This is a genomic window from Streptomyces sp. NPDC012888 (assembly GCF_042900645.1).
Classification (GTDB): Bacteria; Actinomycetota; Actinomycetes; order Streptomycetales; family Streptomycetaceae; genus Streptomyces.
The window spans coordinates 106,987-131,960 of the sequence record NZ_JBIBBM010000013.1 but is presented as its reverse complement, the minus strand read 5'-3'; the positions used below and the strand labels follow the sequence as shown (position 1 = coordinate 131,960).

The 24,974-nt window shown below is 74.6% G+C and carries 22 protein-coding genes and 1 tRNA gene; 13 read left to right on the top strand and 10 right to left on the bottom strand.

Features of this window, described 5'->3' with window-relative positions:
- Positions 1–69: 69 nt before the first annotated feature.
- On the bottom strand, positions 70–780 hold the full coding sequence (locus ACFY61_RS22815; RefSeq protein WP_389474567.1) for a hypothetical protein: 711 nt from the start codon (positions 778–780) through the stop codon (positions 70–72).
- Positions 781–881: 101 nt separating this feature from the next.
- Entirely contained in the window at positions 882–3,098 is a 2,217-nt protein-coding gene (locus ACFY61_RS22810) for an MMPL family transporter (protein ID WP_389474565.1), read from the bottom strand.
- A gap of 235 nt (positions 3,099–3,333) precedes the next feature.
- Between ACFY61_RS22810 and ACFY61_RS22805 the strand changes: the two genes are divergently transcribed.
- From ACFY61_RS22805 to ACFY61_RS22785, 5 genes are all read left to right on the top strand, one after another.
- Entirely contained in the window at positions 3,334–4,035 is a 702-nt protein-coding gene (locus tag ACFY61_RS22805; RefSeq protein ID WP_389474563.1) for a response regulator transcription factor, read from the top strand.
- The gene (locus ACFY61_RS22800) at positions 4,032–5,414 is read left to right on the top strand and encodes a histidine kinase dimerization/phospho-acceptor domain-containing protein (RefSeq protein WP_389474561.1); all 1,383 of its coding nucleotides are present in this window, start codon (positions 4,032–4,034) and stop codon (positions 5,412–5,414) included. The genes ACFY61_RS22805 and ACFY61_RS22800 overlap by 4 nt, the downstream gene beginning before the upstream one ends.
- Before the next feature lie 127 nt (positions 5,415–5,541).
- Positions 5,542–7,935 carry an ATP-binding cassette domain-containing protein gene (locus ACFY61_RS22795; protein WP_389474559.1) on the top strand — a complete coding sequence of 798 codons (2,394 nt, stop codon included), beginning with the start codon at positions 5,542–5,544 and terminating at the stop codon, positions 7,933–7,935.
- A 190-nt stretch (positions 7,936–8,125) separates the two neighbouring features.
- Positions 8,126–8,428: a heavy-metal-associated domain-containing protein gene (locus tag ACFY61_RS22790; protein ID WP_389474558.1), complete on the top strand. Its 303-nt coding sequence runs from the start codon at positions 8,126–8,128 to the stop codon at positions 8,426–8,428.
- A 108-nt stretch (positions 8,429–8,536) separates the two neighbouring features.
- Complete coding sequence (locus ACFY61_RS22785; protein WP_389474556.1) at positions 8,537–10,858, top strand: heavy metal translocating P-type ATPase; 2,322 nt, start codon at positions 8,537–8,539, stop codon at positions 10,856–10,858.
- Positions 10,859–10,962: 104 nt separating this feature from the next.
- Here the strand turns inward: ACFY61_RS22785 and ACFY61_RS22780 are convergent, their stop codons facing one another.
- Positions 10,963–11,553 (bottom strand): TetR/AcrR family transcriptional regulator, encoded by a 591-nt coding sequence (locus tag ACFY61_RS22780; protein WP_389474554.1) that lies wholly within the window; start codon positions 11,551–11,553, stop codon positions 10,963–10,965.
- A 110-nt stretch (positions 11,554–11,663) separates the two neighbouring features.
- On the opposite strand from ACFY61_RS22780, the gene ACFY61_RS22775 reads away from it, so the two are divergent.
- The 5 genes from ACFY61_RS22775 (at position 11,664) to ACFY61_RS22755 (ending at position 15,330) form a co-directional block, all read left to right on the top strand.
- Positions 11,664–12,512 (top strand): class I SAM-dependent methyltransferase, encoded by an 849-nt coding sequence (locus tag ACFY61_RS22775; protein ID WP_389474552.1) that lies wholly within the window; start codon positions 11,664–11,666, stop codon positions 12,510–12,512.
- Between the two features lie 319 nt (positions 12,513–12,831).
- Positions 12,832–14,058, top strand: a complete 1,227-nt coding sequence (locus ACFY61_RS22770; RefSeq protein WP_389474550.1) for a cytochrome P450 — start codon at positions 12,832–12,834, stop codon at positions 14,056–14,058.
- Positions 14,055–14,267 carry a ferredoxin gene (locus ACFY61_RS22765; protein ID WP_389474548.1) on the top strand — a complete coding sequence of 71 codons (213 nt, stop codon included), beginning with the start codon at positions 14,055–14,057 and terminating at the stop codon, positions 14,265–14,267. Before ACFY61_RS22770 ends, ACFY61_RS22765 begins: the two co-directional genes overlap by 4 nt.
- Before the next feature lie 167 nt (positions 14,268–14,434).
- Positions 14,435–15,049: an RNA polymerase sigma factor gene (locus ACFY61_RS22760; protein ID WP_389474547.1), complete on the top strand. Its 615-nt coding sequence runs from the start codon at positions 14,435–14,437 to the stop codon at positions 15,047–15,049.
- A complete protein-coding gene (locus tag ACFY61_RS22755; protein ID WP_389474545.1) occupies positions 15,046–15,330 on the top strand; it encodes a hypothetical protein in 285 nt (94 codons plus the stop codon). Before ACFY61_RS22760 ends, ACFY61_RS22755 begins: the two co-directional genes overlap by 4 nt.
- Positions 15,331–15,391: 61 nt before the next feature.
- On the opposite strand, the gene ACFY61_RS22750 is transcribed toward ACFY61_RS22755, so the two are convergent.
- The 3 genes from ACFY61_RS22750 to ACFY61_RS22740 all read right to left on the bottom strand — a co-directional run bounded on the left by ACFY61_RS22750 (position 15,392) and on the right by ACFY61_RS22740 (position 18,850).
- The gene (locus ACFY61_RS22750; RefSeq protein WP_389474543.1) at positions 15,392–16,900 is read right to left on the bottom strand and encodes a DUF4246 domain-containing protein; all 1,509 of its coding nucleotides are present in this window, start codon (positions 16,898–16,900) and stop codon (positions 15,392–15,394) included.
- A 227-nt stretch (positions 16,901–17,127) separates the two neighbouring features.
- Positions 17,128–17,979, bottom strand: a complete 852-nt coding sequence (locus tag ACFY61_RS22745) for a DUF72 domain-containing protein (RefSeq protein ID WP_389474541.1) — start codon at positions 17,977–17,979, stop codon at positions 17,128–17,130.
- A gap of 797 nt (positions 17,980–18,776) precedes the next feature.
- Positions 18,777–18,850 (bottom strand) — tRNA-Pro (locus tag ACFY61_RS22740).
- A 104-nt stretch (positions 18,851–18,954) separates the two neighbouring features.
- Here ACFY61_RS22740 and ACFY61_RS22735 point away from each other — a divergent pair.
- Entirely contained in the window at positions 18,955–19,458 is a 504-nt protein-coding gene (locus ACFY61_RS22735; RefSeq protein WP_389474540.1) for a DUF309 domain-containing protein, read from the top strand.
- On the opposite strand, the gene ACFY61_RS22730 is transcribed toward ACFY61_RS22735, so the two are convergent.
- From ACFY61_RS22730 to ACFY61_RS22715, 4 genes are read right to left on the bottom strand one after another with little or no spacing between them, the layout of a single operon-like run.
- A complete protein-coding gene (locus tag ACFY61_RS22730) occupies positions 19,435–19,830 on the bottom strand; it encodes a VOC family protein (RefSeq protein WP_389474538.1) in 396 nt (131 codons plus the stop codon). The two genes, ACFY61_RS22735 and ACFY61_RS22730, sit on opposite strands and share 24 nt — an antisense overlap.
- Before the next feature lie 4 nt (positions 19,831–19,834).
- Positions 19,835–20,503 carry a lactate utilization protein C gene (locus tag ACFY61_RS22725; RefSeq protein ID WP_389474536.1) on the bottom strand — a complete coding sequence of 223 codons (669 nt, stop codon included), beginning with the start codon at positions 20,501–20,503 and terminating at the stop codon, positions 19,835–19,837.
- Positions 20,500–21,987: a lactate utilization protein B gene (locus ACFY61_RS22720; protein WP_389474534.1), complete on the bottom strand. Its 1,488-nt coding sequence runs from the start codon at positions 21,985–21,987 to the stop codon at positions 20,500–20,502. Before ACFY61_RS22720 ends, ACFY61_RS22725 begins: the two co-directional genes overlap by 4 nt.
- Positions 21,984–22,739: a (Fe-S)-binding protein gene (locus ACFY61_RS22715; RefSeq protein WP_389474532.1), complete on the bottom strand. Its 756-nt coding sequence runs from the start codon at positions 22,737–22,739 to the stop codon at positions 21,984–21,986. Before ACFY61_RS22715 ends, ACFY61_RS22720 begins: the two co-directional genes overlap by 4 nt.
- Positions 22,740–22,757: 18 nt before the next feature.
- Here ACFY61_RS22715 and cobF point away from each other — a divergent pair, with 18 nt between their 5' ends.
- Positions 22,758–23,513 (top strand): precorrin-6A synthase (deacetylating), encoded by a 756-nt coding sequence (gene cobF / locus ACFY61_RS22710; protein WP_389474531.1) that lies wholly within the window; start codon positions 22,758–22,760, stop codon positions 23,511–23,513.
- Positions 23,514–23,786: 273 nt separating this feature from the next.
- The gene (locus tag ACFY61_RS22705) at positions 23,787–24,926 is read left to right on the top strand and encodes an aminotransferase class V-fold PLP-dependent enzyme (RefSeq protein ID WP_389474529.1); all 1,140 of its coding nucleotides are present in this window, start codon (positions 23,787–23,789) and stop codon (positions 24,924–24,926) included.
- Positions 24,927–24,974: the final 48 nt, after the last annotated feature.

Below are 24,974 nucleotides of genomic sequence, written 5' to 3'. Positions count from 1 at the left end.
CGGTGGACCCGGCTCGCGGTCCCCCGGCCCCCGGTCCCCCGGCCCCGCACCTCCGGCCCCTGGCCTCTCCTAGCCCGGCCGGGGTGCCGTGAGCGTCGGGTGCCGCGCCGCCACGGCGAGTTCGACGCCGCGCTCCGTGACCCGCAGGGAGACGGGTTCCGCCCCGGGGAGCGGTGGCCCGGCGGAACCCTGCGGGAGTTCCGCCAGCCGCTCCCGGATGCCGCTGACGAGGTGTTCCGGGGCGGGTCGGCCCAGCAGGGTCACCTCGGTCGCCGTGAAGCCGAGCCGGCCGCCGTCCAGCTGCGGGCGGAGGGCGACGGTGAGGGCGTCGCCGGGCCCGAAACCGGCCCGCAGCGTGCCGGTGGCCGGGTCGGCGGCGACCTCGCCGACCGGCAGTCCGGGCCGGGTGTCCACGAGCAGGGCCCGTAGGGCCGCGGTGGGCAGCGTGACCGTGCCGCGCAGTGAATCCACCTCCCCCGCCGTGCCCCCGGTCAGGGCGATCCCGTCCAGGCGGAGCCTCACCGACGCGCCGGACAGGCGGCCGAACCGTGCCTCCTCCCCGCTGACGGTCACGGACCCGGCCCGGCCCCGGGGGAGGGTGAGCAGGCCCGGGCCGGTGAGTTCGGCCGTCGTGTCCCCCAGCCGCGGCCGCAGGGCGTCCTCGATGCGGTTCTCCACCACCGTGGTCGCCGCGACCTCGGCGGCCCCGGCCACCACGGCCGTACCGAGGACGGCCAGGACGGCGGCGACGAGGCGACGCCGGCGCCTCCCGCGGTCCACGCGGTTCCCGCGGCTCCCGCGGCTCCCGCGGTTCCAGGAAGCGGGTCCGGCCGGGGCCTGCGCACGCGCCCCGGTGCGGGCGGTGGCGGCGGTGCCGCGGCTCATGACCGGGCCTCGGGGCGGGCGGGGCGCGCGGGGTGGGCGCCTTCGGCGTCGAGGTGCGGCAGCAGGCGGTCCAGCCACGCGGGTATCCACCAGTTGGCGCGACCCAGCAGGGTCATGGAGGCCGGGACCAGCAGCAGCCGGACGACGGTGGCGTCGAGCACCACACTGACCCCGAGGCCGAGCGCGAGCATCTTGACCACCGGGTTCGGCGAGAGGAGGAAGGCGAGGAAGACGCTGGTCATGATGAGCGCTGCGCAGGTGATGACGCGGGCCGTGGAGGCCAGGCCGGCGGCGACCGCGGCCCGGTCGTCGCTGCCGTCCAGCCAGTGCTCCCGGATCCTGGCCAGCAGGAACACCTCGTAGTCCATGGACAGGCCGAAGACGATCGCGAACATCATCATCGGCACGTACGACTCGACGGGCACGGTGCCGTCCACCCCGAGCAGCGAGGAGCCCCAGCCCCACTGGAAGACGGCGACGACGACGCCGAACGACGCGCCGATCGACAGCAGGTTGAGCAGCGCGGCCTTGGCGGCGACCAGCGGGCTGCGGAAGACGGCCAGCAGGAGGACGAAGGCCGCCGCGACCACGAGTCCGACGACCAGCGGCAGCCGGTCGGCGAGCACGTCGCGGAAGGTCTGCTGGGCGGCGGCCGGCCCGGTGACGTATCCGGTGGCGTGGTGGGGGCCGAGCGCGTCCGGCAGGGTCTCGTCCGTCAGCCGGTGCAGCAGGTCGGCCGTGGTCCGGTCCTGCGGGGCACCGGCCGGAAGCACGGTGGACACCAGCAGGGCACCGTCCGGGGTGGGCGCGGGCGGGCTGGCGGAGGCCACCCCGGGGGTGCGGGTGAGCGCCTGGTGGAGGTCCCGGGAGAGTGCGGCGCGGCCGGTGGCCGTGGTGCCGGCCTTGTCGGTGGTGACGACGACGGTGACGGGCCCGTTCGCTCCCGGCCCGAAGTCCCGGGCGACCAGGTCGTACGCCCGGCGTTCGGTGGAACCGGGCGGCGAGGCGCCCGCGTCGACGTGGCCGAGGCGCATGGACAGGGCAGGTACGGCGAGCACCGCGAGCACGGCCGTGCCCAGCAGCAGGAAGGTCCACGGGCGGCGCCCGACGACCGCGGCCCAGCGGTGCCACACGTCGCCGTCGCCGTCGGGTTCGTCCACGGGGGTGCGGACCCGGAACCGGTCGATGCGCCGCCCGGCCAGGCCCAGCAGGGCGGGCGTCAGGGTGAGGGCGGCGAGCGCGCCGGTGAGCACGGTCGTTCCGGCGGCCACTCCCAGCATGCCGATGAAGCCGACGCCGGAGGCGAACAGCCCGGCGAGGGCCGCCGTCACGGTGAGCGCGGCGACGAGCACGGCGCGGCCGCTGGTGGCGACCGTCCGGCCGGCGGCGTCCGACGGGTCGGGCAGCTCGCGCAGCAGCCGGCGGTGCCGGGTCACCAGGAACAGCGAGTAGTCCAGGCCGACGCCCAGGCCCATCATCACGGCGAGGGTGGGTGATACGGCGGCGAAGTCGAACCCGGCGGCGAACAGGCCCAGCGCGGCCAGCCCGGCCACCAGTCCGACGACGGCACTGGCCAGGGGGAAGGCGGCGGCCGCGACGCTGCCGAAGCCGAGCAGCAGGACGACCACGGCCGTGACGACGCCGATGGCCTCGGAGGCGCGGCCGGCCCCGGTGGGGGCGGCGAGCGCGCCGAGCGGCGCTCCGTACTCGACGGTCACGCCGCCGGCGCGCAGCGGGGCGACCGCCGCGTCGACCCGGTCCAGGTAGGAGGGGTCGAACCGGGCCGGGTCGGAGTCGAACCGGACGGTGTAGTAGCCGGTGCGGCCGTCCTGGGTGAGGGCGCCGGGTGCGGAGAGCGGGCCGGTCACGGCGATCACGCCGGGCAGTCCGGCGAGACGCCGGTGCGCGGCCTCCACCTGGTCCCGGTGCCCGGTGAGCCCGGGGCCGCCGCGCTGCTCCACGTGCAGGACGACCTTGGCGGCCACGCCCCGGGCTTCGGGGCCGGCGTGGGCGTCGAGCAGATCGGCCCCGGTCTGCACCGAGGTGCCGGGGAGGGCGAAGTCGTCCTCGTAACGGCCGCCCCAGGCCCGGTCGGCCCCGACGACGGCGAGCAGGACGATCAGCCAGACCCCCGTCACCAGCCAGGGCCGCCGGGCACAGGCCCGGCCGGTCCGGTACAGGAGCGACGGCTCGGCGCGTTCGGCTGACGTCATCTGGGGTCCTCGCGGTGGGTGGATCGGTTCCGGCGGGCCGGCCGACCGCCGCCCCGCTCCGATCCGATCGTCACCGCCGATCACCCGGGAACGATGAGCGCACTGTTAGCGCTCTGTTAGGCGTTACCGGAGCGGACCGCGTGGGCCCGGGCGGGACCCGGCCCCGCGGCGGCACCGCCGTTAGCATGGGCCCCCGCCACCGCCACCGCCCCCGCGCCCCTGCCCCGGAGTCGTCATGAACGCCCACAAGGGACTCGTCCTGATCGTGGAGGACGACGCCAACATCGCCGCGCTGCAACGCCTGTACCTGGAGCGGGACGGCTACCGCACCGAGATCGCCGAGGACGGCACCGCCGGGTTCGCGGCGGTCGCCCGCAGCGCCCCGGTGGCGGTCGTGCTGGACGTCGGGCTGCCCGGCATGGACGGCGTGACCTTCTGCCGGCGCCTGCGCGAACGCGGGGACTGGACGCCCGTACTGCTGGTCACGGCCCGCGGCGACGAGGCGGACCGGATCCTCGGCCTGGAGCTGGGGGCGGACGACTACCTCACCAAGCCGTTCTCGCCGGGCGAGCTGGTGGCCCGCGTGAACGCCGTGCTCCGCCGCGGCCCCCGGCCCGCCCCCGGGCCCGCACCCGCCGTGCACGCGCTCGGCCGGCTGCGCGTCGACCGCGGCCGCCACACCGTGCACGTCGACGGTCTGCCCGTGGAGTTCACGGCGCTGGAGCTGGCCCTGCTCGCCCACCTGCTGGACCACCGCGGCCAGGTGTTCTCCCGGGCCCAGCTGCTGGACCGCGTGTGGGGCGATTCGGCGCACCGGGACCAGCGCGTGGTGGACGTGTACGTGTCCCAGATCCGCGCCAAACTCGGCACCGCCAGCCCGATCCGCACGGTGCGCGGTGTCGGCTACGGCGCGTCGGCGGAAGCGGCGGGGGCGTGAGGGCCGTCCGGGGCACCCTCGCCCGGGAGCTGGTGCTGTTCGGGGGCCTGGTCGCGCTGATCGCCGTACTGCTCAGCGGGGTGACCGCCTGGTACACGGCGCGCGGCAGCGCGGAGGCGCAGGAACGCGACCGGCTGGGCCGGCAGGCGACGGTGCTCAGCCGGGTTCCGCGGATGTCCGCGCTGCTGCTGGAGGGGGAGCAGCTGATCGCCGGTTCCAACGGTGTCCGGCTGGCCGTCCTCGACGCCTCGGGCACGCTCCGCGGTCCGGCCGCGGACGCCGTGTCGAACGCCCAGCGCGACGTGCTGCTCGCCCGCCGGCCGCTGTCGGCGGCCGGGACGCTGGACGGGCGGCCGGTGATCGTGGAGGGCCGGACCTCCGGGGTGGGCGGGGTGGTGCTGACCAAGCCCACCGGGGAGGTGGACGAGGCGGCCGCCAGGATCCGCCGCAGCCTGGTCCTGCCGTTGTGCGCGGGTCTGGCGGGGGCGGCCGTGGCGGGGCTGCTGCTGGCGCGCCGCATCGCCCGCCCGCTGGCCCGGGCCGCGACGGCGGCCGGACGCCTGGCCGGCGGGGAGCGCGGGGTGGCGGTCCCGGAGCCGGGGCCCGCCGAGGTCGCCGAGCTGGGCCGGGCGATGGCCGTGCTGGACCGGGAGCTGGCCCGCGGCGAGGAACGGCAGCGGGAGTTCCTGCTGTCGATCTCGCACGAGATCCGTACGCCGCTCACCACCATGCGCGGCTACGCGGAGGCCCTGGCCGACGGCGTCATCGGGGCGGACGGCGTTCCCGGCACCGGTCGCGTCCTGGTCGCCGAGGCGCAGCGGCTGGACCGGTTCCTCTCCGACCTCCTCGACCTGGCCCGGCTGGAGGCGGACGAGTTCCGCCTCGACCCGGTGGTCACGGACCTGGGCGTCCTGCTGCAACAGGCCTCCGGCGTGTGGCGGGAGCGGTGCGCGCGGCACGGGGTGGAGTTCCGCTGGGAGCCGCCCGGGGAGGAAGGGTGCCCACCGGTCCGGACCGACGGGTTCCGGGTCCGGCAGCTGGCCGAATGTCTGCTGGAGAACGCCCTGCGCGTGACGCCCGCCGGGCGGCCCGTGGTCCTGGCCCTGGCCGCGGACCCGGGCGGCTCCGGGGCGCGGATCGAGGTCCGCGACGGTGGGCCCGGGCTGACCGGCGCGGACCTGGCGGTGGCCTTCGAGCGGGGTGCGCTGCACGCGCGCTACCGGGGCGAGCGGCCGGTCGGCAGCGGTCTGGGCCTGGCCATAGCCCATCGTCTGGCCTGCCGCCTGGGAGGGTCCCTCGCCGCCCGTGGCCGCGGGCCCGAGGGCGGCGCGGTCTTCACGCTCACGCTTCCCGGGGCCGCTCCCGACCCCGCTCCCTGACCGGCCGGTCAGGAATCGAGAAGCGCCGACTTCAGGCCACACCTAGGGTGAGGAGCGGCGCTGAGCCCGCCCCCGTGGGCGGCGCACCAGCGCGACGGCACGCGCGTGACAGGGAGATGGGGACACGATGAGCAGGGCCATGAAGACGGGCGGGGGCGGGACCGCCGCGCCGCACGCCGCCGACAGCCACGAGCTGATCCGGGTGCACGGCGCGCGGGAGAACAACCTGCGCGACGTCGACGTCGAGATCCCCAAGCGCCGGCTGACGGTGTTCACCGGTGTCTCGGGGTCGGGCAAGAGCTCCCTGGTCTTCGACACCATCGCCGCCGAGTCGCGGCGGCTGATCAACGAGACGTACAGCACCTTCGTCCAGGGCTTCATGCCGACTCTGGCCCGCCCCGACGTCGACGTCCTCGAAGGCCTGACGACCGCGATCATCGTCGACCAGCAGCGGATGGGCGGCGACCCGCGCTCCACGGTCGGTACGGCCACCGACGCCAACGCGATGCTCCGGATCCTCTTCAGCCGGCTGGGGCGGCCGCACATCGGCTCGGCCAAGGCGTTCTCCTTCAACGTCGCCTCCGTCAGCGGCGCGGGCGCCGTCACCTACGAGCGCGGCGGGAAGACCGTGAAGGAGCGCCGCGACTTCAGGATCACCGGCGGCATGTGCCCGCGCTGCGAGGGCCGCGGCTCGGTCACCGACCTCGACCTCGCCCAGCTCTACGACGACTCCAAGTCGCTCGACGAGGGCGCGCTCACGATCCCCGGCTACAAGCCGGGCGGCTGGAACCACCGCCTCTACAGCGAGTCGGGCCTCTTCGACGCGGCCAAGCCGATCCGCGACTTCACCAAGAGGGAGCTGGACGCCTTCCTCCACCACGAGCCGACGCGGATGAAGATCGCCGGCATCAACATGACCTACGAGGGTCTGGTGCCGCGCATCCGGAAGTCGATGCTCGCCAAGGACAAGGAGTCGATGCAGCCGCACATCCGGGAGTTCGTCGACCGGGCGGTCGCCTTCACCACCTGCCCCGACTGCGACGGCACCCGCCTCAACGAGGGCGCCAGGTCCTCGAAGATCGACGGGATCAGCATCGCCGACGCCTGCGCGATGCAGATCAGCGACCTCGCCGCGTGGGTCCGCGGCCTCCGGGAGCCGTCGGTGGCGCCGCTGCTCGCGGGCCTGGGGCACACCCTCGACTCGTTCGTGGAGATCGGCCTCGGCTACCTCTCCCTCGACCGTCCCTCGGGCACCTTGTCCGGCGGCGAGGCACAGCGGGTCAAGATGATCCGCCACCTCGGCTCCTCGCTCACCGACACGACGTACGTCTTCGACGAGCCGACCACCGGTCTCCACCCGCACGACATCCAGCGGATGAACGACCTGCTGCTGCGGCTGCGCGACAAGGGCAACACCGTGCTGGTGGTGGAGCACAAGCCGGAGGTCATCGCGATCGCCGACCACGTCGTGGACCTCGGTCCCGGTGCAGGCACCGCCGGCGGCACCGTCTGCTTCGAGGGCACGGTCGAGGGGCTGCGCACCGGCGGCACCCTCACCGGCCGCCACTTCGACGACCGGGCCTCCCTCAAGGGCGAGGTGCGCAAGCCCACAGGCGCGCTGGAGATCCGCGGCGCGTCGGCGCACAACCTGCGTGACGTGGACGTGGACGTCCCCCTGGGCGTGCTCACCGTGGTCACCGGGGTCGCCGGCAGCGGGAAGAGCTCGCTGATCCACGGCTCGATCCCGACCGGCGCCGGGGTGGTGTCCGTCGACCAGGGTGCGATCCGCGGCTCGCGGCGCAGCAACCCGGCGACGTACACGGGTCTGCTCGAACCGATCCGCAAGGCGTTCGCCAAGGCCAACGGGGTGAAGCCGGCCCTGTTCAGCGCGAACTCCGAGGGCGCCTGCCCCGTCTGCAACGGCGCCGGCGTGATCTACACCGACCTGGCGATGATGGCCGGCGTGGCCACGACCTGCGAGGAGTGCGAGGGCAGGCGGTTCGACGCCTCGGTCCTCGAATACCACCTGGGCGGCCGGGACATCAGCGAGGTGCTGGCCATGTCCGTGACCGAGGCCGAAGGGTTCTTCGCCACCGGCGAGGCCCGCACGCCGGCCGCCCACCGCATCCTGGAGCGGCTCGCCGACGTCGGACTCGGCTACCTGACCCTCGGGCAGCCGCTGACCACCCTGTCCGGCGGCGAGCGCCAGCGGCTCAAGCTCGCCACGCACATGGCGGAGAAGGGCGGGATCTACGTCCTGGACGAGCCGACGGCGGGCCTCCACCTCGCCGACGTCCAGCACCTGCTGGGACTGCTGGACCGGCTCGTCGACTCGGGCAAGTCGGTCATCGTGATCGAGCACCACCAGGCGGTCATGGCGCACGCCGACTGGATCATCGACCTGGGGCCCGGCGCGGGCCACGACGGCGGCCGGGTCGTCTTCGAGGGCACCCCGGCCGATCTCGTCGCCGCCCGCTCCACCCTCACCGGCGAGCACCTCGCGGCGTACGTCGGCTCCTGACGCCGCCCGGTCCTGTGGCCGGTCCTCACAGCCGCCCGCCTCCCCGTGCCGGCTCCCCAGCCGGCACGGGGGGCGCTTCCGCCCGGGGAGCCGCGGTGGCATGGAATACCCCCCCGGGGTATAGTGGTTCCTGTGGACGAGGGCGGCCGCCGTGCCGCCGTCGCAGTAGCCGAGACGTGAGGAAACCGCCATGACTTCCCAGGCCATCACCAGTTCCTGCTGCTCCGGCGCCGGTTCCTGCTCCGGCGGCGCGGCGGGGTCCTCGACCGAAGGCGGCTCCGTCACCACGGTCTACCGCGTGCAGGGCATGACCTGCGGGCACTGCGAGGGCGCGGTCACCGCCGAGCTCTCGGCCCTGGCCGGGGTCACCGCGGTCAAGGCCGTCGCCGCCACCGGCGAGGTGACCGTCGTCTCCGACGCCCCGCTCGCCGAGGACGCCGTACGCGCGGCCGTGGACGAGGCGGGCTACGAGCTCGCCGGGACCGCCGCCTGACCTCCCGCCCCCCGTTCTCCGTCAGAATTCCCGAAGCACCCCCGCCGGGCCGTACCGGCCGGCTGATACTGGTTCCGTACGGCCCGGCCCTCCCCCTGGAGCCGGAACATGAGCAGCACCACAGTGCACGACGGGCCCGCGGCCCCGGCCACAGAGCCGGGCGACCGCCGGATCGAGCTGTCGATCGGCGGGATGACCTGCGCCTCCTGCGCGGCCCGGATCGAGAAGAAGCTCAACCGGATGGACGGCGTCAGCGCCACGGTGAACTTCGCCACCGAGACGGCCAGGGTGTCCTACGGGGGCGACGTCGAGGTCGCCGACCTGATCGCGACCGTCGTGAAGACCGGCTACACGGCCGAGGAGCCGCCGCCACCTCCCGCCCCGGAACCGGAACCCGGGCGCGGCACCGCCTCCGGGGACGCGGAGGACGCGGCCGCGGCGCCGGAGCCGGCGGAACACGACCCGGCCACGGCCGCACTGCGGCAGCGCCTGCTGGTCTCCGCCGTCCTCGCCCTGCCCGTGGTACTGCTCTCCATGGTCCCCGTCCTGCAGTTCGACAACTGGCAGTGGCTCTCCCTGACCCTGGCCGCCCCCGTGGTCGTGTGGGGCGCGCTGCCCTTCCACCGGGCGGCCTGGACCAACGCGCGGCACGGCGCCGCGACCATGGACACCCTGGTGTCCGTGGGCACCCTCGCCGCCTTCGCCTGGTCGCTGTGGGCGCTGTTCCTCGGACACGCCGGGATGCCCGGCATGCGGCACGGGTTCGACCTCACCGTCTCGCGCACCGACGGCTCCTCCGCCATCTACCTGGAGGTCGCGGCGGGCGTGGTCACGTTCATCCTGCTCGGCCGGTACCTGGAGGCGCGGTCCAAGCGGAAGGCGGGGGCCGCCCTGAAGGCACTGCTGGAGCTGGGCGCCAAGGACGTCGCCGTGCTGCGCGACGGCGCCGAGGTGCGCGTGCCGGTCGCCCGGCTGGCGGCCGGCGACCGGTTCGTGGTCCGGCCCGGCGAGAAGATCGCCACCGACGGCACCGTGGTCGAGGGCAGCTCCGCCGTGGACGCCTCCATGCTCACGGGCGAGTCGGTGCCCGTGGAGGTCGGCGGCGGGGACGCCGTCACCGGCGCCACCGTCAACACCGCGGGACGGCTGGTCGTGGAGGCCACCAGGGTCGGGGCGGACACCCAGCTGGCCCGGATGGCCCGGCTGGTGGAGGACGCCCAGAACGGCAAGGCGGAGGTCCAGCGCCTCGCCGACCGGATCTCCGCCGTGTTCGTGCCCGTGGTGCTGCTGATCGCGCTGGCCACCTGGGTGGCGTGGTGGCTCGTCACCGGCAACGCCGCCGCGGCCTTCACCGCCGCCGTGGCCGTACTGATCATCGCCTGCCCGTGCGCCCTGGGCCTGGCCACCCCGACCGCGCTGATGGTCGGCACCGGCCGCGGCGCCCAGCTCGGCATCCTGATCAAGGGCCCCGAGGTCCTGGAGTCCACCCGCCGGGTGGACACCGTGGTCCTCGACAAGACCGGCACCGTCACCACCGGCAGGATGACCCTGGCCGGCGTCCACACCGCCGACGGCGTGGAGGAGCGCGAACTGCTGCGCCTCGCCGGCGCGCTGGAGCACGCCTCCGAGCACCCCATCGCCCGGGCCGTCGCCACCGGCGCGGCCGAGGCGGCCGGGACGCTGCCGGTGCCCGAGGGCTTCGAGAACGTGGCCGGGCTGGGTGTACAGGGCGTGGTCGACGGCCACGCCGTACTGGTCGGCCGGGAGCAGCTGCTGGCCGACTGGGAGATCGACCTGCCGGAACCGCTGGCCGCGGCCAAGGCGGCCGCCGAGACGGAGGGCGCCACCGCCGTGGTGGTGGCCTGGGACGGCGCGGCCCGGGGCGTGCTGACCGTGGCCGACGCGGTCAAGGAGACCAGCGCGCAGGCGGTGGCGGAGCTGCGGGCACTGGGGCTCACCCCGGTCCTGCTGACCGGCGACAACCGGGCGGTGGCCGAGACCGTGGCCCGCGAGGTGGGCATCGACGAGGTGATCGCCGAGGTGCTGCCGCAGGACAAGGTGGACGTCGTCCGCCGGCTCCAGGCGGAGGGCCGTACGGTCGCCATGGTCGGCGACGGCGTGAACGACGCGGCGGCCCTGGCCCAGGCCGACCTCGGGCTGGCCATGGGCACCGGGACGGACGCCGCCATCGAGGCGGGCGACCTGACGCTGGTCCGCGGGGACCTGCGGGTCGCGGCGGACGCCATCCGGCTCTCCCGGCGCACCCTGTCCACCATCAAGGGCAACCTGTTCTGGGCCTTCGGCTACAACGTGGCGGCCCTGCCGCTGGCCGCCGCCGGCCTGCTCAACCCGATGATCGCGGGGGCCGCGATGGCCTTCTCCTCGGTCTTCGTGGTGACCAACAGCCTGCGGCTGCGCTCCTTCAGGTAGCCGCCCCGCCGGACCGCGGCCCTCAGACCGCGGACACCGACAGACCGCGGACCCTCAGACCGCGGACACCGTCAGACCGCGGACCCGTCAGGCGCCGGCAGGGGTCACACCCCGCCGGCGCCTACGAGCGCCCGCAGCAGCCGCCCGACCCGCTCGCGCGAGGCCGCGGGCTCCTCCGGGCCGGTCATCAGCAGGTGGTGCAAGGTGCCCACCAGCGCCAGCGCGGCGGACCCCGCGTCGAGCCCGGCCGGCGCCCGCCCGGCGTCCTGCTCCGCGCGCAGGTACCGGGCGACGCACTCCTCGATCACCCCGAAGCCGGGCGCCCCCGCCCGCCACGCCTCCCGGACCCGCTGCGCCGCCACCGGGCGGGTCACGGCCAGCCCCACCAGGCCGGGGTCGAGGGACAGTACGGCCCCGGACACTTCCGCCAGGTTCTCCACGACGCTCCCCTCCCCCGCCCGGGCCGGCAGGTCCAGGGCCAGGGCCGCCGCCGTCTCGAAGCGGCTCAGTACGAGGTCGGCGACGAAGGTGTCGAAGCCCTCGAAGTGCGCGTGCAGCACGCCCTTGGCGCAGCCCGCCTCGTCGGTGACGGCGCGGCTGGTCAGCGCGCCCGCCCCGTCCCGGGCCAGCACCCGTTCCGCCGCGGCGAACAGCCTCTCCCGCAGCTCCGGAATCGCGACTCCGCGCGGTGACATCGACTACCTCCCAGAAAACGGCCGTTGCACAGTATGGGCGCGCGCCCATACTGTTTGGGCATGCGCCCATACTACGGGGCGCACCCGTCCGCGACTCCGGAGGCACAGCCATGCAGCACGCCGCCAACACCGCGCAGGCCGAGGCCTGGAACGGCTACGAGGGCACCCACTGGGCCGCCCACCAGGACCGCTGGAACGCGGTCAACGCCGGCTTCGACACCCCGCTGCTCACCGCCGCCGCGATCCGGGCCGGCGAGCACGTGCTCGACGTCGGCTGCGGCGCCGGCGCCACGACCCGCCTGGCCGCCCGCGCCACGGGCCCGACCGGGCGCGCCCTGGGCCTGGACCTGTCGGGCCCCATGCTGGAGCGCGCCCGCGAACTCGCCGCCCTGGAGGGCCTGGACCACGCCTCCTTCGTCCACGGTGACGCCCAGGTCCATCCCCTGCCCGAGGGCGCTTTCGACGTGGCGATCAGCCGCTTCGGCGTCATGTTCTTCGCCGACCCGGCCGCCGCGTTCGCCCACATCGCCTACACCCTCCGCCCCGGTGGCCGCGTCGCGTTCCTCAGCGCCGCCGACCCCGCGGGCAACGAGTGGCTTACGGCCCTCACCGGGCTCTCCGACATCCTCCCGGTCGGCGGCTTCGGCAGCCCCGGAGGGCCCGGCATGTTCTCCCTGGCCGACCCCGCGACCGCCACGGCCCACCTGACGGGGGCGGGCCTCACCGACGTCCGCGCCGAGCACGTGGAGGCGTACGGCACCTGGGGAGCCGACGCCGCCGACGCGGCGGACTTCCTGCTGGACTCCGGCCCGGGCCGCCACCTCCTCGCCCAGGTCGACCCGCCCACCCGTACCACGGCCCGCCACCGCCTCACCGCCGCCCTCACCCGCCACCACTCCCCCGGCACCCCCCTCCGCCTCCGCAGCACGGCCTGGCTCCTGACCGCCACCCGCCGCTGACGGCACGCCGGTGACACCGGGCCGGGGGAAGGCACCAGTGGCGCCACTCGGCGCCATTCGGTGCCACTCGGCGCCAGAACGGCTTGCCATGGCGTCATTCTGGCGCCATGATGGTTCTCACGGGCCGCCACCCTCATCAGGACGGCGCTGGCGACGAGCTGGCTTGCCGCCCGCCAGGTACGGGGACGAACCCCGGGCTGGCGGGTAAGTGGGCCGGGTTGCCGGGGCGTCTGGGTGGCGGCAGGCGTGGTGCCATCGGTGGCACCACTGGCGCCACTGAGCGCCGCGCATTCGGCACCCCGACCAGGAGGATCCGTTCATGCACCGCGAGCACACCCCGGCCGAGCCGGTCGACCTGCCCACCCGGCGCGCCGCCGGATGCCCCTTCGACCCGCCCGCCGGGCTGGCGGAGCTTCGCCAGCGGAGCCCGCTGGTTCGCATGGCCTATCCGGACGGGCACGTCGGCTGGCTGGCCACCGGCTACTCCACGGTCCGCGCGATCCTGGCGGACCCCCGCTTCAGCTCGCGGTACGAGCTGATCCACTACCCCTTCCCCGGCGGGCCGGAAGGCCCGCTGCCGCCCGCGCCCGTCGGCGACATGACCGGGATGGACGCCCCCGAGCACACCCGCTTCCGGCGGCTGCTCATGGGCAGGTTCACCGTCCGCCGGATGCGGCAGCTGACCGAGCGGGTCACGGAGATCACCGCCGAGCACCTGGAGGCCCTGGAGCGCCGGGGGCCGGGCGCCGACCTGGTCGAGGTCTTCGCCCGCCCCATCCCGGCCGTGATGATCTGCGAGCTGCTCGGCGTCCCCTACGCCGACCGCGCGCGCTTCGCGGACCACGCCCACACCACCATGTCCATGGACGTGACCCCGGAGGAGCGGTACGCGGCACTGACCGGGCTCGTCGCGTACATGGAGGAGCTGGTCGCCGCCAAACGCGCCGAACCCACGGACGACCTCCTCGGGGACCTCGCCCGCGACTCCGGCCTCACCGACGAGGAACTCGTCGGCATCGGCGGGTTCCTGCTCGCCGCCGGGCTCGACACCACCGCGAACATGATCGCCCACGGCACCTTCGCGCTCCTGAGCAACCCCTCGCAGGCCGAGGCCCTCCGCGCCGACCCCGACCTCGCGCCCCAGGCCGTCGAGGAGCTGATGCGCTACCTGACGGTCGCACCCACCGGCATCAAGTCCGCGCTGGAGGACGTCGAACTCGACGGCCGGCTGATCCGGGCCGGGGAGAGCGTCACGCTCTCGTTCGAAGCTGCCAACCGCGACCCCGAGCGCTTCCGCGACCCCGACGTGCTCGACCTCCACCGGGCGGCCGCCGGCCACCTCGGCTTCGGCCACGGCATCCACCAGTGCCTGGGCCAGCAGCTCGCCCGCGTCCAGCTGACCGTGGCCCTGCCCGCCCTCCTCGGCCGGTTCCCCACGCTCCGGCTGGCCGTACCGGCCGACGAGGTACCGCTGCGCACGAACATGAACGTGTACGGGGTGCACCGGCTGCCCGTCACCTGGGACGACGGGAACCGCCCGGCATGAACCTCCACGCCGACAAGGGCCGCTGCATCGGCGCCGGCATGTGCGCCCTGACCGCACCGGCGGTCTTCGACCAGGACGACGACGAGGGGCTCGTCATCCTGCTGGATGCCAGCCCGCCACCCGACCAGCACACCGCCGTGCGCCTGGCCGTCGGCCACTGTCCGGCCTCCGCCCTCACCCTCCTCGGAAAAAATCCCGGCCCGAGCTGAATCCTTTCCGGACCCCCGCGCCTCTTGTCTGTGTACCGGCCGAACGGGCCGGCGGAACCGGAAGGAAACGACGATGGTCACTGGTCTCGTGGTGGTGGGAGCCCTGCTCGTGTGCGCGTGCGCCTGGCACCTGACGCGCCGCTACAAGAGCCGGCGCTGATCCGCGGATGAACCCACGTTTCAGATGGCCGGAGGAGCGGCTGATCAGGGCCGCGCAGGACGGCGACGTCACCTCGCTCACCACCGTGGTCATGGAGTCGCAGCCCCACGTCCGCAAGTTCGCCCTGTCGCTGTGCGCCACCCCGCAGGACGCGGAGGACGCGGCGCAGGAGGCGCTGATCATCCTCTACCGGAAGATCGGCACCCTGCGGGCCACGGGCGCGCTCGCCTCGTGGATGTTCCGGATCGTGCGCAACGAATGCCTCCGTCAGGTACGGCTGCTCGTCACGCCCGGAGACGACACGACGGCGGGACCGGAGGGGCCCGCCGGACCGTCCGCCGAGGAGGCCGTGCTGCGGGCCCTGGAGGTGGAAAGGATCGCGGCGGCCCTCCGGGCGCTGCCCCGCGACCAGCGGCAGGTCCTGCTCATGCGTGACGTGCAGGGCCTGCCCGGCCGGACCGTCGCCCACGCGCTCGGCCTGAGCAGCGCCGCGATGAAGTCCCGGCTGCACCGCGCCCGGGCGGCACTGCGCCAGTCCCTGACCGAAACCGAATCCGAGACCGAATCCGAGACCGAACGCGAAGGGGCCCTCGGCCCCCGTGAAGGAGACACCCGACCATGAACACCCCGGCCCGGAAGGGGGACTTCGCCAGCAGGTCCGTCCCCCGCCACCTGGCGCGCGGCGCCATCGGCTTCGGACTGATCGCCGGCTCCATTGCCTTGGTGCCCGTGGTCGGCCCGGCCGCCCTGCTGGCGGCGCCACTCGCCCTGATCGCCTTCCGCGGCTGTCCCACCTGCTGGATGGTCGGCCTGGTGCAGACCGTCTCCCGGGGCCGCCTGGAGCGCCGGTGCGCGGACGGCGTGTGCACCCTCACCCCGGCCCCCGGGAGACCGTCCTCCTGAGGGGCCCAGTGCCCGCCGCCCAGTGCTCGCGGTTCAGTGCTCGCGGTTCAGTGCTCGCGGTTCAGTGCTCGCAGAGCGAGAACTCCCGCTCGTAGACCTGCTCGTTGTGTTCGTCGACGAAGAACTTGCGTTCCTGCATGAGCTCTTCGCGGAAGCGCTCGGCCTCCTCGCGCGTCATGGTCGAGGTGGCGGACCACGGCTGCTGCGGTGGCACGTCGGCGGTCGAGACGATCCTCTGCTCCGGGTCGACCAGGAAGAACGCGAGGATCTTGCGGTGTCCCGGTCGGGTGGGGTCCGCGAGGCGGAAGGAATCGACGCGGTGCTGGAGGATGTTCGGGAACGCCAGGCACCGGCCCGCCGGGGTCGCCACCGATCCCAGCACCTGGTTCAGCGCGTCCTCGTCCTCCAGGCCGTAGACCTCGCGGACACCCTCGTCGTCGTTCTGCTCGTAGTACGGGTCGTCGAGCGCGGCGCGGAAACCCAGCCGGCTCTCGGTGATGTTCTCGCTGTCCCAGTAGTAGATGCCGGTCGAGACGATCCGCTCGTTCAGCATCCCCTCGACGTGCCAGGAACCGCCCGCGTACTCGGGGTCGTCGGGGGTCAGGTGGACGGTGGCGAGCTTGACGATGACCTGGAGCCGCCGGCCCCGCAGGTCGACCCGGTCGGATTCCGCGAGCGGCTCCGGCGGGGTGAACTCCGGGGCGTCCGGGACGGCCAGGCTGCGGTTGTCGTACCACTCGCCGTGGGCGTGCCGCCAGTCGCGCAGGGCTGCCCGGTGGGCCGCGTCGTCATCGTAGGCGGACTTCTGCGGGTACGGCGGCGGCGAGCCGTACCAGCCGTGGGGATCGGCCTCGATCCGCGGGGGCCGCGGGTGCCGCAGGTCGGTGAGCACGTTCTCCAGCAGCGGGCGCATCCGCGCGAACAGGTCCGGCAGGACGGCGGCAAGTTCGCGGTGCTCCTCGGGGTGGACGTTGTTGACGTAAGAGAGGAAGCGGACCTCGCCGTCCTCACCGACCTCGACGTCCGTGGGCAGCCACTGGAACCGTTCCGAGAACTCGTGCTTCGAGTAGTGGTCCGTCGGGTTCCGCCACGCCTGGTCGGGCTCGCCGCTCACCTCCCGCACCAGGCAGAACAGTGAGGGGTGCACCAGGTCCAGGACCTGGCCGCCGGAGCCGGGATGCCAGTCCTTCTCCTCCTCGGGGACCTCCTCCAGGACCCGGACCGCCTCGCGCAGCCGGGACCTGAGCCCGTCGTCGACCAGCGCGTCCGACTGCCACACCCCGTCGACGGCGGACACCTCGATGCCGGTACGCCCGTCCCGCAGGGCGGCGTAGTGGGCGAGTTCGGCGAGTACGTAACGGACCTGCGCTTCGGTGAGGCCCTGGGCGACCGCTTCCCGCGTCCACCTGGCGACGATGCCGGCGTCGTTCACCTTGTCGAACCATCCCGGCTTCGACCGGATGTGCGAGCTGCACTCCATCATCTGGAGTTCCCGCAGTGTCCGGGGCTGCGTGAACCGTATGGAACGCGAAGCCTGGAAGGGCAGCGGGAAAGCGGACAGGCCGGTCATTCTCTCGGTCCTCCGAGTCTGGGTGCGGTGGTGGGTCGGATGCACGGACGACAGGACGTGAACCTGCGCCCCCTCAACCGGCGGACGAGCAGGTCGCCGTGTGTGGGGCGGGACTTCGTGCACCGCCGCCTCCATCGTATGGTCCTCGACCGGTCCCCCGGACCACGGAGCGTCGGGCTTTCGCGGCGTTCCGCCCACACCGCCCTGGCGGGAACCGGAAGGCCGGTTCAGGGAGGTTCGAGCAGACCGCGCAGCGTTTCGGCGGCGCGTACGGCGGCGTCCCCGCAGCAGTTGTTGAACAGCACGTGCAGTTGCTCCGCTTGGTCCGCCATCCGGCGCAGGCGCGGCAGCCAGGCGGCCAGTTCCTCCCGCGTGTACGTGTGACGGAAGCGGTCCTCCTTGCTCCCGGTCCCCCAGTCGGCGCTGCGGCCGTGGAAGCGGACCACCGCGAGCTTCGAGGACGTGACGGGGGTGACGGGGGGCATCGAGGTGGGCAGACCCTGGGCGGTGTCCACGGCCACCGCGGTGGCGTCCAGGTCCCGCAGCAGGGCGGCAGTGCGCTCCCGCCGGTCCTCGCGCCACCAGTCGGGGTGGCGGAACTCCACGGCCATCGGCCAGTGGTACGCCCGCTTCCTGGTGACGTGGAGCACGCTCTCCGCCCGCGCGCCCGGAGCGAACCACGGCGGGAACTGGAACAGTACGGCACCCAGTCGGCCGGACTCGCGGAGCGGCCGCAGGGCCGCGCCGAAACGGTGCCAGACCTCGTCGAGCAGCTCCGGGTCCCCGAGGTCGTGGCCGCGCAGGTCGACGGGCAGGGCGGACTTGCGGGTCGGGTGGCCGGTGAGGAGCGAGAACGCCTTGACGTCGAAGCGGAAGCGCGGCGGCGTGCGTTCGCTCCAGAGCACGCTGTTGCGCACGCTCGGGAGGGCGTAGTAGCCGGCGTCGACCTCCACGACGGAGAAGCGTTCGGCGTAGTACCGCAGCCTCCCCTCCGGGTCGCGCCGCCCGGGCGGGTACCATCCGCCCGCCACCAGCGCCTTGTCCGTCCACGAACACGTCCCGATCAGCAACTCGCCCACGCGGCCCGTCCTTTCGTCACGGCCCGTCTACCCCGGAAAGCCCTCGCCGCCCCCGGCGACGAACGGCGGGTCCGCGCGTGCCGCCGTGGCACGGGGCGGCCGGTGGTGCCGACTGGCTGCGGACGCCAGGCGCGGATCACGGTGCGTCGGGTTTCGCCGGCACCGGAAGCGCACCGGGTGGCGCGCCCGGCGACCGGCTCGTCGGGCGCCGTCCCGCAGGTGGGCGGGTCCCCGACGCGGCGCTCTGCCGTCACACCCGGTGGCGGAGCTCCGGCGTCGAACGGGGCGAGCAGGACGGCCCGCAGGGTTTCGAGGGCCTCGGGGCGGGAGGCGTGGGGGGCTGACCGGACGAGTTCGCCACCGTCGGGGGAGCGGTCCGCCTCCGGGACCGGGAAGGCGGCCGGCCGGGCCGCCCGGTCGAGCCGGTACTGCGCCCGCAGCGCCTCGTGCCGTTCGGAGACGTCGCCGAGCGCGAGGGCGAGGGCCCGGTGTCCACCGGCCCCACCCGTAGGCCGCCCGCGAAGCCGACGACACCTTCGACCGCACCCTCACCGGAGTCGAGAAGGTTGGCGCCGACACGAGCCGCCCGGCGTGGCTGCGACCACCACGCGACCAGGTCCAACGGCTCGGTGAAGTCGTCCGCCGGCTCCGCTCCCCCGTGCCGCTGGCCTTCAGCGCGACGACCGCCCGGCCGCAGACCGGACGTGCGACCACATGGCGACCACCATGGCCCCGGACACGCGAAAGGCCGCCCTCTCACGGATGAGAGAACGGCCTCCGACCTGCGAAGAGCAGAGTCGGGACGACAGGATTTGAACCTGCGACCCCTTGACCCCCAGTCAAGTGCGCTACCAAGCTGCGCCACGTCCCGATGCCCCTTCACCTGGGGTTTCCCCCGGGCGGCGGTGCATGAAGAACACTACCGCACGACGGGGGGTGCACACACACGGGTACCGGCAGGGGCAGGATGGAGGTGTGGGAGACAGCACGGGCAGGGGCGGCAGGGACCGGGACGCCGGCGGGCGGGCGCGGAGCGCGCGGCCGCGGGACGGGCTGGGCCGGCCGCTGGCGTACGGGGCGCCCGGCGTGGCGCGGCAGCCCGAGGGCGTGGCGCGGACGCCCGAGGGGACGGTGCGGGAGGCGCAGCGGCTCCTGGACGCCGGGATGCCGTTCCACGCGCACGAGGTGTTCGAGGACGCCTGGAAGTCCGGGCCGCCCGCCGAGGCCCCGCTGTGGAAGTCCCTCGCGCAGCTGGCGGTGGGGCTGACGCACGCCGCGCGGGGGAACGCGGTGGGAGGGGCCCGCTTGCTGCGCCGGGGCGCGGCCGGGCTCGGCGGGCGGGCCGGGGAGTCTCCGTACGGGCTGGACCTGGCCGGGCTGGTGCGGTGGGCCGGGGAGCTGGCCGGCCGGGTGGAGGGGGGCGAACCGGTCGACGCGGCGCGGGAGGCGCCGCGGCTACTGGGCGGTGGGCTGGAGTAGGTCCCAGCGGTTGCCGTACAGGTCCTCGAACACGGCGACGGAGCCGTACGGTTCGTGGCGCGGTTCCTCCAGGAAGCGGACGCCCCGGGCGGTCATGCGGGCGTGGTCGCGGGCGAAGTCGTCGGTGTGGAGGAAGAAGCCGACCCGGCCGCCGGTCTGGTCGCCGACCCGGGCGCGCTGGGCCGCGTCCTTGGCGCGGGCGAGGAGCAGCGCCGACTCGGTGGCTCCCGGCGGCCTGACGACGACCCAGCGGGAGCCGTCCGGCCTGGGGGTGTCCTCGGCGAGGTCGAAGCCGAGGGCCCGGGTGTAGAAGTCGACGGCCTCGTCGTAGTCGGCGACGAGGAGCGCGGTGAGGGCGATGTGGGAGGGCATGCCCCTATTGTGCGCCGAGGAGTACGACGTCCAGCCTGCGGGGGCCGTGTACGCCCTCGACCCGGTCGAGTTCGATGTCGCTGGTGGCGGAGGGGCCCGAGATCCAGGTGAGCGGGTTCGTGGGGTCCAGCCGGGGCAGGGCCCGCGGGAGCGAGTCGACCACCTGGGCGGGGACGCGGACGACGCAGATGTGGTGGTCGGGGACCAGGGTGATGCGGCGGCGGCCCTGGTCGGGTCCGGCGTCGAGGACGATCGTGCCGGTCTCGGCGATGGCGAGGGCGCAGCCCGTCACGACGGCGTCGGCCCCGTCGAGTTCGGTGGTGGCCAGTCCGTCGTGGTCGGGTACGCGGGCGGGGCCGGCTCCGGCGAGCCAGTGCGGCGGGAGGGCGGGCGGGACCACGACCGTGCGCGCGCCGCGGTCGGCGAGGAGGCGCGCGAGGAGGCCGGGGAGGCCGTCCTCGTCGGTGCGGTGCACGTGGGCGCGGTATTCGGTGAGGTTGGCGGCGAGGAGGTCCACCGTCTGGGCGGGGGTGCGGTCGGCGTGGGTGGTGAGGTAGTCGCGGGGGACGTCGTCGCGGTACGCCCGCGCGACGGCCGCGCCGTCCGCGGGGCCCGTGACGTGCGCGTCGTTCGCCCTGCGGATGCGGGCGAGGATCTGGTCCCGGGCGCTCATGCCGGATTCCCCCGTTCGCGGGTCCACCAGTCACGGAAGGGCTCCGCCGGCGGCACCGGCAGTTCGCGGGTGCCGGTCCAGGCCCGGCCGGTGCGGCCGGGCAGCCGGTGCGGGCGGAACCGGCGGGTCCGGGCCAGTACGCGTTCGGCGGCGCGCAGCGCGCCGGGGCGGTCCAGCAGCAGCCGGGACCCATACATCGCGGCGCGTTCCGCCGCGTGCCCCCGGGCGGGGCGGAGCCGGACGCGGACGCCGTCGCGGGTCACCGGGCCGCCCTGGGCGACCCGTTCGCGGAGGTGGACGAGGACCTCGGGGATGTCGATGGCGACCGGGCAGACCTCGTAGCAGGCACCGCACAGGGTGGAGGCGAACGGCAGCGAGGCGTCGATGTCGGAGGCGGTGCCCCGCAGTTGGGGGCTGAGGATGGCGCCGATCGGGCCGGGGTAGACCGAGCCGTAGGCGTGGCCGCCGGCCCGTTCGTAGACCGGGCAGACGTTGAGGCAGGCGGAGCAGCGGATGCAGCGCAGGGCCTGCCGGCCGACCTCGTCGGCGAGGGTGTCGGTGCGGCCGTTGTCGAGGAGGACCAGGTGGAACGCGGAGGGTCCGTCGCCGTCGGCCCCCTTCGACGGCCCCACCCCGGTCCACATGGTGGTGTACGGGTTCATCCGTTCGGCGGTGGAGGAGCGGGGCAGGGTCTGGAGGAAGACCTCCAGGTCACGGAAGGTGGGGACGACCTTCTCGATGCCGACGACGGAGATGAGCGTCTCGGGGAGGGTCAGGCACATCCTGCCGTTGCCCTCGGATTCGAGGACGACCATGGTTCCGGTCTCGGCGACCATGAAGTTCGCGCCGGAGACGCCCACTTTCGCCCGGAGGAACTTCTCCCGCAGGTGCAGCCGGGCGGCCTCGGCGAGCGCGGCCGGGGTGTCGTCCATGCCCTCGGGCGCGGGGCGGCCCCACTGCCCCATCTCGCGGGCGAAGACGTCGCGGATCTCGGCCCGGTTGCGGTGGATGGCCGGGACCAGGATGTGGGAGGGCCGGTCGTGGCCGAGCTGCACGATGAGTTCGGCGAGGTCGGTCTCGTAGGCGCTGATGCCGGCCGCCTCCAGGGCCTCGTTGAGGCCGGTCTCCTGGGTGGCCATGGACTTGACCTTGACCACCTCCCGGTGGCCCGTGGCGCGGACCAGGCCGGTGACGATCCTGTTGGCCTCGGCGGCGTCGGCGGCCCAGTGGACGGTGCCGCCGGCCGCGGTGACCGTCTCCTCCAGCTGGAGCAGGTAGTGGTCCAGGTGCCGCAGGGTGTGGTCCTTGATGGCGCGGCCGGCCTCGCGCAGCCGCTCCCAGTCGGCGAGTTCGGCGACGGCGCGGGCGCGTTTCGCCCGGATGGTGTGGGTGGCGTGCCGGAGGTTGGCGCGCAGCGTGCCGTTGTGGACGGCCTCCCGCGCGGCGTCGGGGAAGGCCGGCATCCCGAGGTGTGTGGCGGTCACGGCAGCGGCTCCGCTTCGGTGGCGGCGAGGATCTCGGCGAGGTGCAGGGTGCGCATCGGTGAGCCGACGCGGCGGAGGGTGCCGTCCAGGTGCGCCAGGCAGGAGTTGTCCGCCCCGCACAGTACGGACGCCCCGGTGGCCCCCGCGTTGCCCAGCTTGTCGGCGGCCATGGCCGCGGAGACGTCGGGGTTCTTGACGGCGAAGGTGCCGCCGAAGCCGCAGCACTCCTCGGCGCCCGGGAGCTCGACCAGTTCCAGCCCCTTCACGGCGGCCAGCAGCCGGCGCGGCCGGTCGCCGAGTCCGAGGGACCGCAGGCCGTGGCAGGAGGGGTGGTAGGTGACGGTGTGCGGGAAGTACGCGCCGACGTCGGTCACGCCGAGTACGTCGACGAGGAACTCGGTGAGCTCGTACACGCGCGGGGCGAGGTCGGCGGCGAGGTCGGCGAGCTCCGTGCCGCGGCCCTCGGCGGCGGCCCGCGCGCCGATCCGCGGGTAGTGCTCCCGGACCATGGCCGCGCAGGACCCGGAGGGCGCGACCACGTACCGGTGGCCGGCGAAGGCCCGCGCGGTGCGGCGCAGCAGGGGCTCGGCCTGGTGCCGGTGGCCGGTGTTGTACTGGGGCTGGCCGCAGCAGCTCTGGGCGGCCGGGAAGTCGACGGCGACGCCGAGCCGCTCCAGCAGCCGGACCACGGCGGTGCCCGTCCCGGGGTAGAGCGCGTCGTTGACGCAGGTGACGAACAGGGCGGCGCGCATGACGGGCAGAATAGCGCCGTGAAGAAGTTCTCAGTGATCGGTATAGGCGCGGGCGACCCGGACCACCTCACCCTGCAGGCGGTCAGGGCGATCGGCGCGGCGGAGGCCTTCCTCATCCTGGAGAAGGGCGAGGAGAAGGCGGACCTGACCGGGCTGCGGCGGGCCATGCTCGACGCGCACGCCCGCCCCGGGCACCGGCTGGTGGAGGGCCGGGACCCGGACCGGGACCGCACGCCGGAGCGGTACGCGCCGACCGTGGACGGCTGGCGGAGCGCCCGGTCGGAGATCTTCGAGCGGTTCATCGCCGAGGACCTGGCGGAGGGCGAGACGGGCGCGTTCCTGGTGTGGGGCGACCCGTCGCTGTACGACTCCACCCTGGCGATCCTGGAGGAGGTGGCGGAGCGCGGCCGGGTGGCGTTCGAGTACGAGGTGGTGCCGGGCGTCAGCAGCATCTCGGCGCTGCTGGCGAAGCACCGCACCAACCTCAACCGGGTGGGCCGGCCGGTGCAGATCACCACGGGGCGGCGGCTGGCCGAGGGCTGGCCGGAGGACGTGGACGACGTGGTGGTGATGCTGGACGCCCGGCACGCGTTCACCCACCACCTCGACCAGGACCTGTACATCTACTGGGGGGCGTACGTCGGCACCCCGGACGAGATCCTGGTGCAGGGGAAGCTGGCGGAGGTGTCCGGCCGGATCGAGGAGCTGCGCACGGAGGCCCGCGCGCGCAAGGGCTGGATCATGGACACGTACCTGCTGCGGCGCGGCGACTGACGGACGGTCCGGACCGGTCGGGACCGGTCGGGACCGGTCGGGACCGTTCGGGACCCGTCGGGACCGGTCCGGGCGGGGTGCGGCCACGGCCGTGCCGCCGGTGCGGCCGGCGCCGCCGGTCGTCTGGTGCCGCCGGTCGTCCCCGGTGCCGCAGTCGTCCCGGTGCGGCCGGTCGTCCCGGTGTGGGACCCCGGCCGGCTGGGGAGGATCATGGGGCGGGGTCACGAGCCCCGCCCCGCCGTCCCGCCGTTCCGAACCCCGGAGGCCCCGTACGTGACCGCGTCGACCACAGCCGGCGAGTTCCCGGGCGGCCCCGGGCTCTTCCGGCTCACCCCCGAGGTCGCCCACCTCAACCACGGTTCCTACGGGGCCGTTCCGGTACCCGTGCAGGAGGTGCAGGCGGCGTACCAGCGCGAGGCGCACGCCGACCCCGACGCCTTCTTCCTCGCCGTACCGGACCGGCTCGCGGCCGCCCGCACCCGCGTCGCGGAGCACCTGGCCGAGGATCCCGGTGGTCTCGCCTTCGTCTCGAACGCGACCGAGGCCGCCAACCTGGCGGTGAACGCGGCCCCGTTGTTCCCGGGCGACGAGATCCTGGTCACCGATCACGGCTACGGCACGGTGGTGGCGGCCGCGGCCCGCCGGGCGCCGCTGGTGACCGCCCGGCTCGACCCGGACCTCGCCGACGAGGACGCGGTCCGCGAGGCCGTCCTCGCCGCGCTCACCCCGCGCACGAAGGTGGCGGTACTCGACCACATCAGCTCGCCCACGGCACGGATCATCGCCTCGCCGGAGCTGCTCGCCGATCTGGCGGACCGGGGCATCACCACGGTCGTGGACGGGGCGCACGCCCTGGGCATGCTCGCCGACCCGCTGGCCGGGCGGGCGGACTTCTGGTTCGGGAACCTGCACAAGTGGGGTTACGGGCCGCACGGCAGCGCGGTGCTGGCGGTGGCGCCGGCGCACCGGTCGCGGGTGCAGCCGCTGGTGCCGTCCTGGGAGGACCGGCACGGGTTCCCCCGTGCCGTGGAGTTCCGGGCCACCGCCGACTACACCGGGCGGCTGGCCGCCCCCGAGGGGCTGGACCTGCTGGCCCGGCTGGACGCGGCCAAGGTCCGCGCGCACAACGCGGCGCTGGCCGCGTACGGTGCGGAGCTGCTGGCGGGCCTTCCCGGGCTGCGCCCGCTGCCGCACTCGCCGGGCGTGGCGATGCGCTCGCTGCGGCTCCCGCCGGGCACGGCAGAGACCCGGGAGCAGGCGGTGGCACTGCGGGAGGAGCTGGCGACCCGGCACCGGATCCGGGTGCTGGTGTGGCCCTGGCCGGGCGGCGGCGGCATCCGGGTGTGCGGCCAGATCTACAACCGGCCCGAGGAGTACGAGCGGCTCGCCGCGGTGCTGCGCGCGTACGTCTGACCTCCGGCGGCCGCCCCGGGCCGGCCCGGGGCGGGCCCGGCGCGGGCC

Coding starts and splice junctions, on each gene's coding strand:
- ACFY61_RS22790 (WP_389474558.1), top strand. CDS start 8,126: ATGACTTCCCAGGCCATCACCAGTTCCTGCTGCTCCGGCGCCGGTTCC.
- ACFY61_RS22780 (WP_389474554.1), bottom strand. CDS start 11,553: ATGTCACCGCGCGGAGTCGCGATTCCGGAGCTGCGGGAGAGGCTGTTC.
- ACFY61_RS22810 (WP_389474565.1), bottom strand. CDS start 3,098: ATGACGTCAGCCGAACGCGCCGAGCCGTCGCTCCTGTACCGGACCGGC.
- ACFY61_RS22760 (WP_389474547.1), top strand. CDS start 14,435: ATGAACCCACGTTTCAGATGGCCGGAGGAGCGGCTGATCAGGGCCGCG.
- ACFY61_RS22725 (WP_389474536.1), bottom strand. CDS start 20,503: ATGAGCGCCCGGGACCAGATCCTCGCCCGCATCCGCAGGGCGAACGAC.
- ACFY61_RS22755 (WP_389474545.1), top strand. CDS start 15,046: ATGAACACCCCGGCCCGGAAGGGGGACTTCGCCAGCAGGTCCGTCCCC.
- ACFY61_RS22775 (WP_389474552.1), top strand. CDS start 11,664: ATGCAGCACGCCGCCAACACCGCGCAGGCCGAGGCCTGGAACGGCTAC.
- ACFY61_RS22795 (WP_389474559.1), top strand. CDS start 5,542: ATGAGCAGGGCCATGAAGACGGGCGGGGGCGGGACCGCCGCGCCGCAC.
- ACFY61_RS22770 (WP_389474550.1), top strand. CDS start 12,832: ATGCACCGCGAGCACACCCCGGCCGAGCCGGTCGACCTGCCCACCCGG.
- ACFY61_RS22805 (WP_389474563.1), top strand. CDS start 3,334: ATGAACGCCCACAAGGGACTCGTCCTGATCGTGGAGGACGACGCCAAC.
- ACFY61_RS22715 (WP_389474532.1), bottom strand. CDS start 22,739: ATGCGCGCCGCCCTGTTCGTCACCTGCGTCAACGACGCGCTCTACCCC.
- ACFY61_RS22750 (WP_389474543.1), bottom strand. CDS start 16,900: ATGACCGGCCTGTCCGCTTTCCCGCTGCCCTTCCAGGCTTCGCGTTCC.
- ACFY61_RS22765 (WP_389474548.1), top strand. CDS start 14,055: ATGAACCTCCACGCCGACAAGGGCCGCTGCATCGGCGCCGGCATGTGC.
- ACFY61_RS22785 (WP_389474556.1), top strand. CDS start 8,537: ATGAGCAGCACCACAGTGCACGACGGGCCCGCGGCCCCGGCCACAGAG.
- ACFY61_RS22730 (WP_389474538.1), bottom strand. CDS start 19,830: ATGCCCTCCCACATCGCCCTCACCGCGCTCCTCGTCGCCGACTACGAC.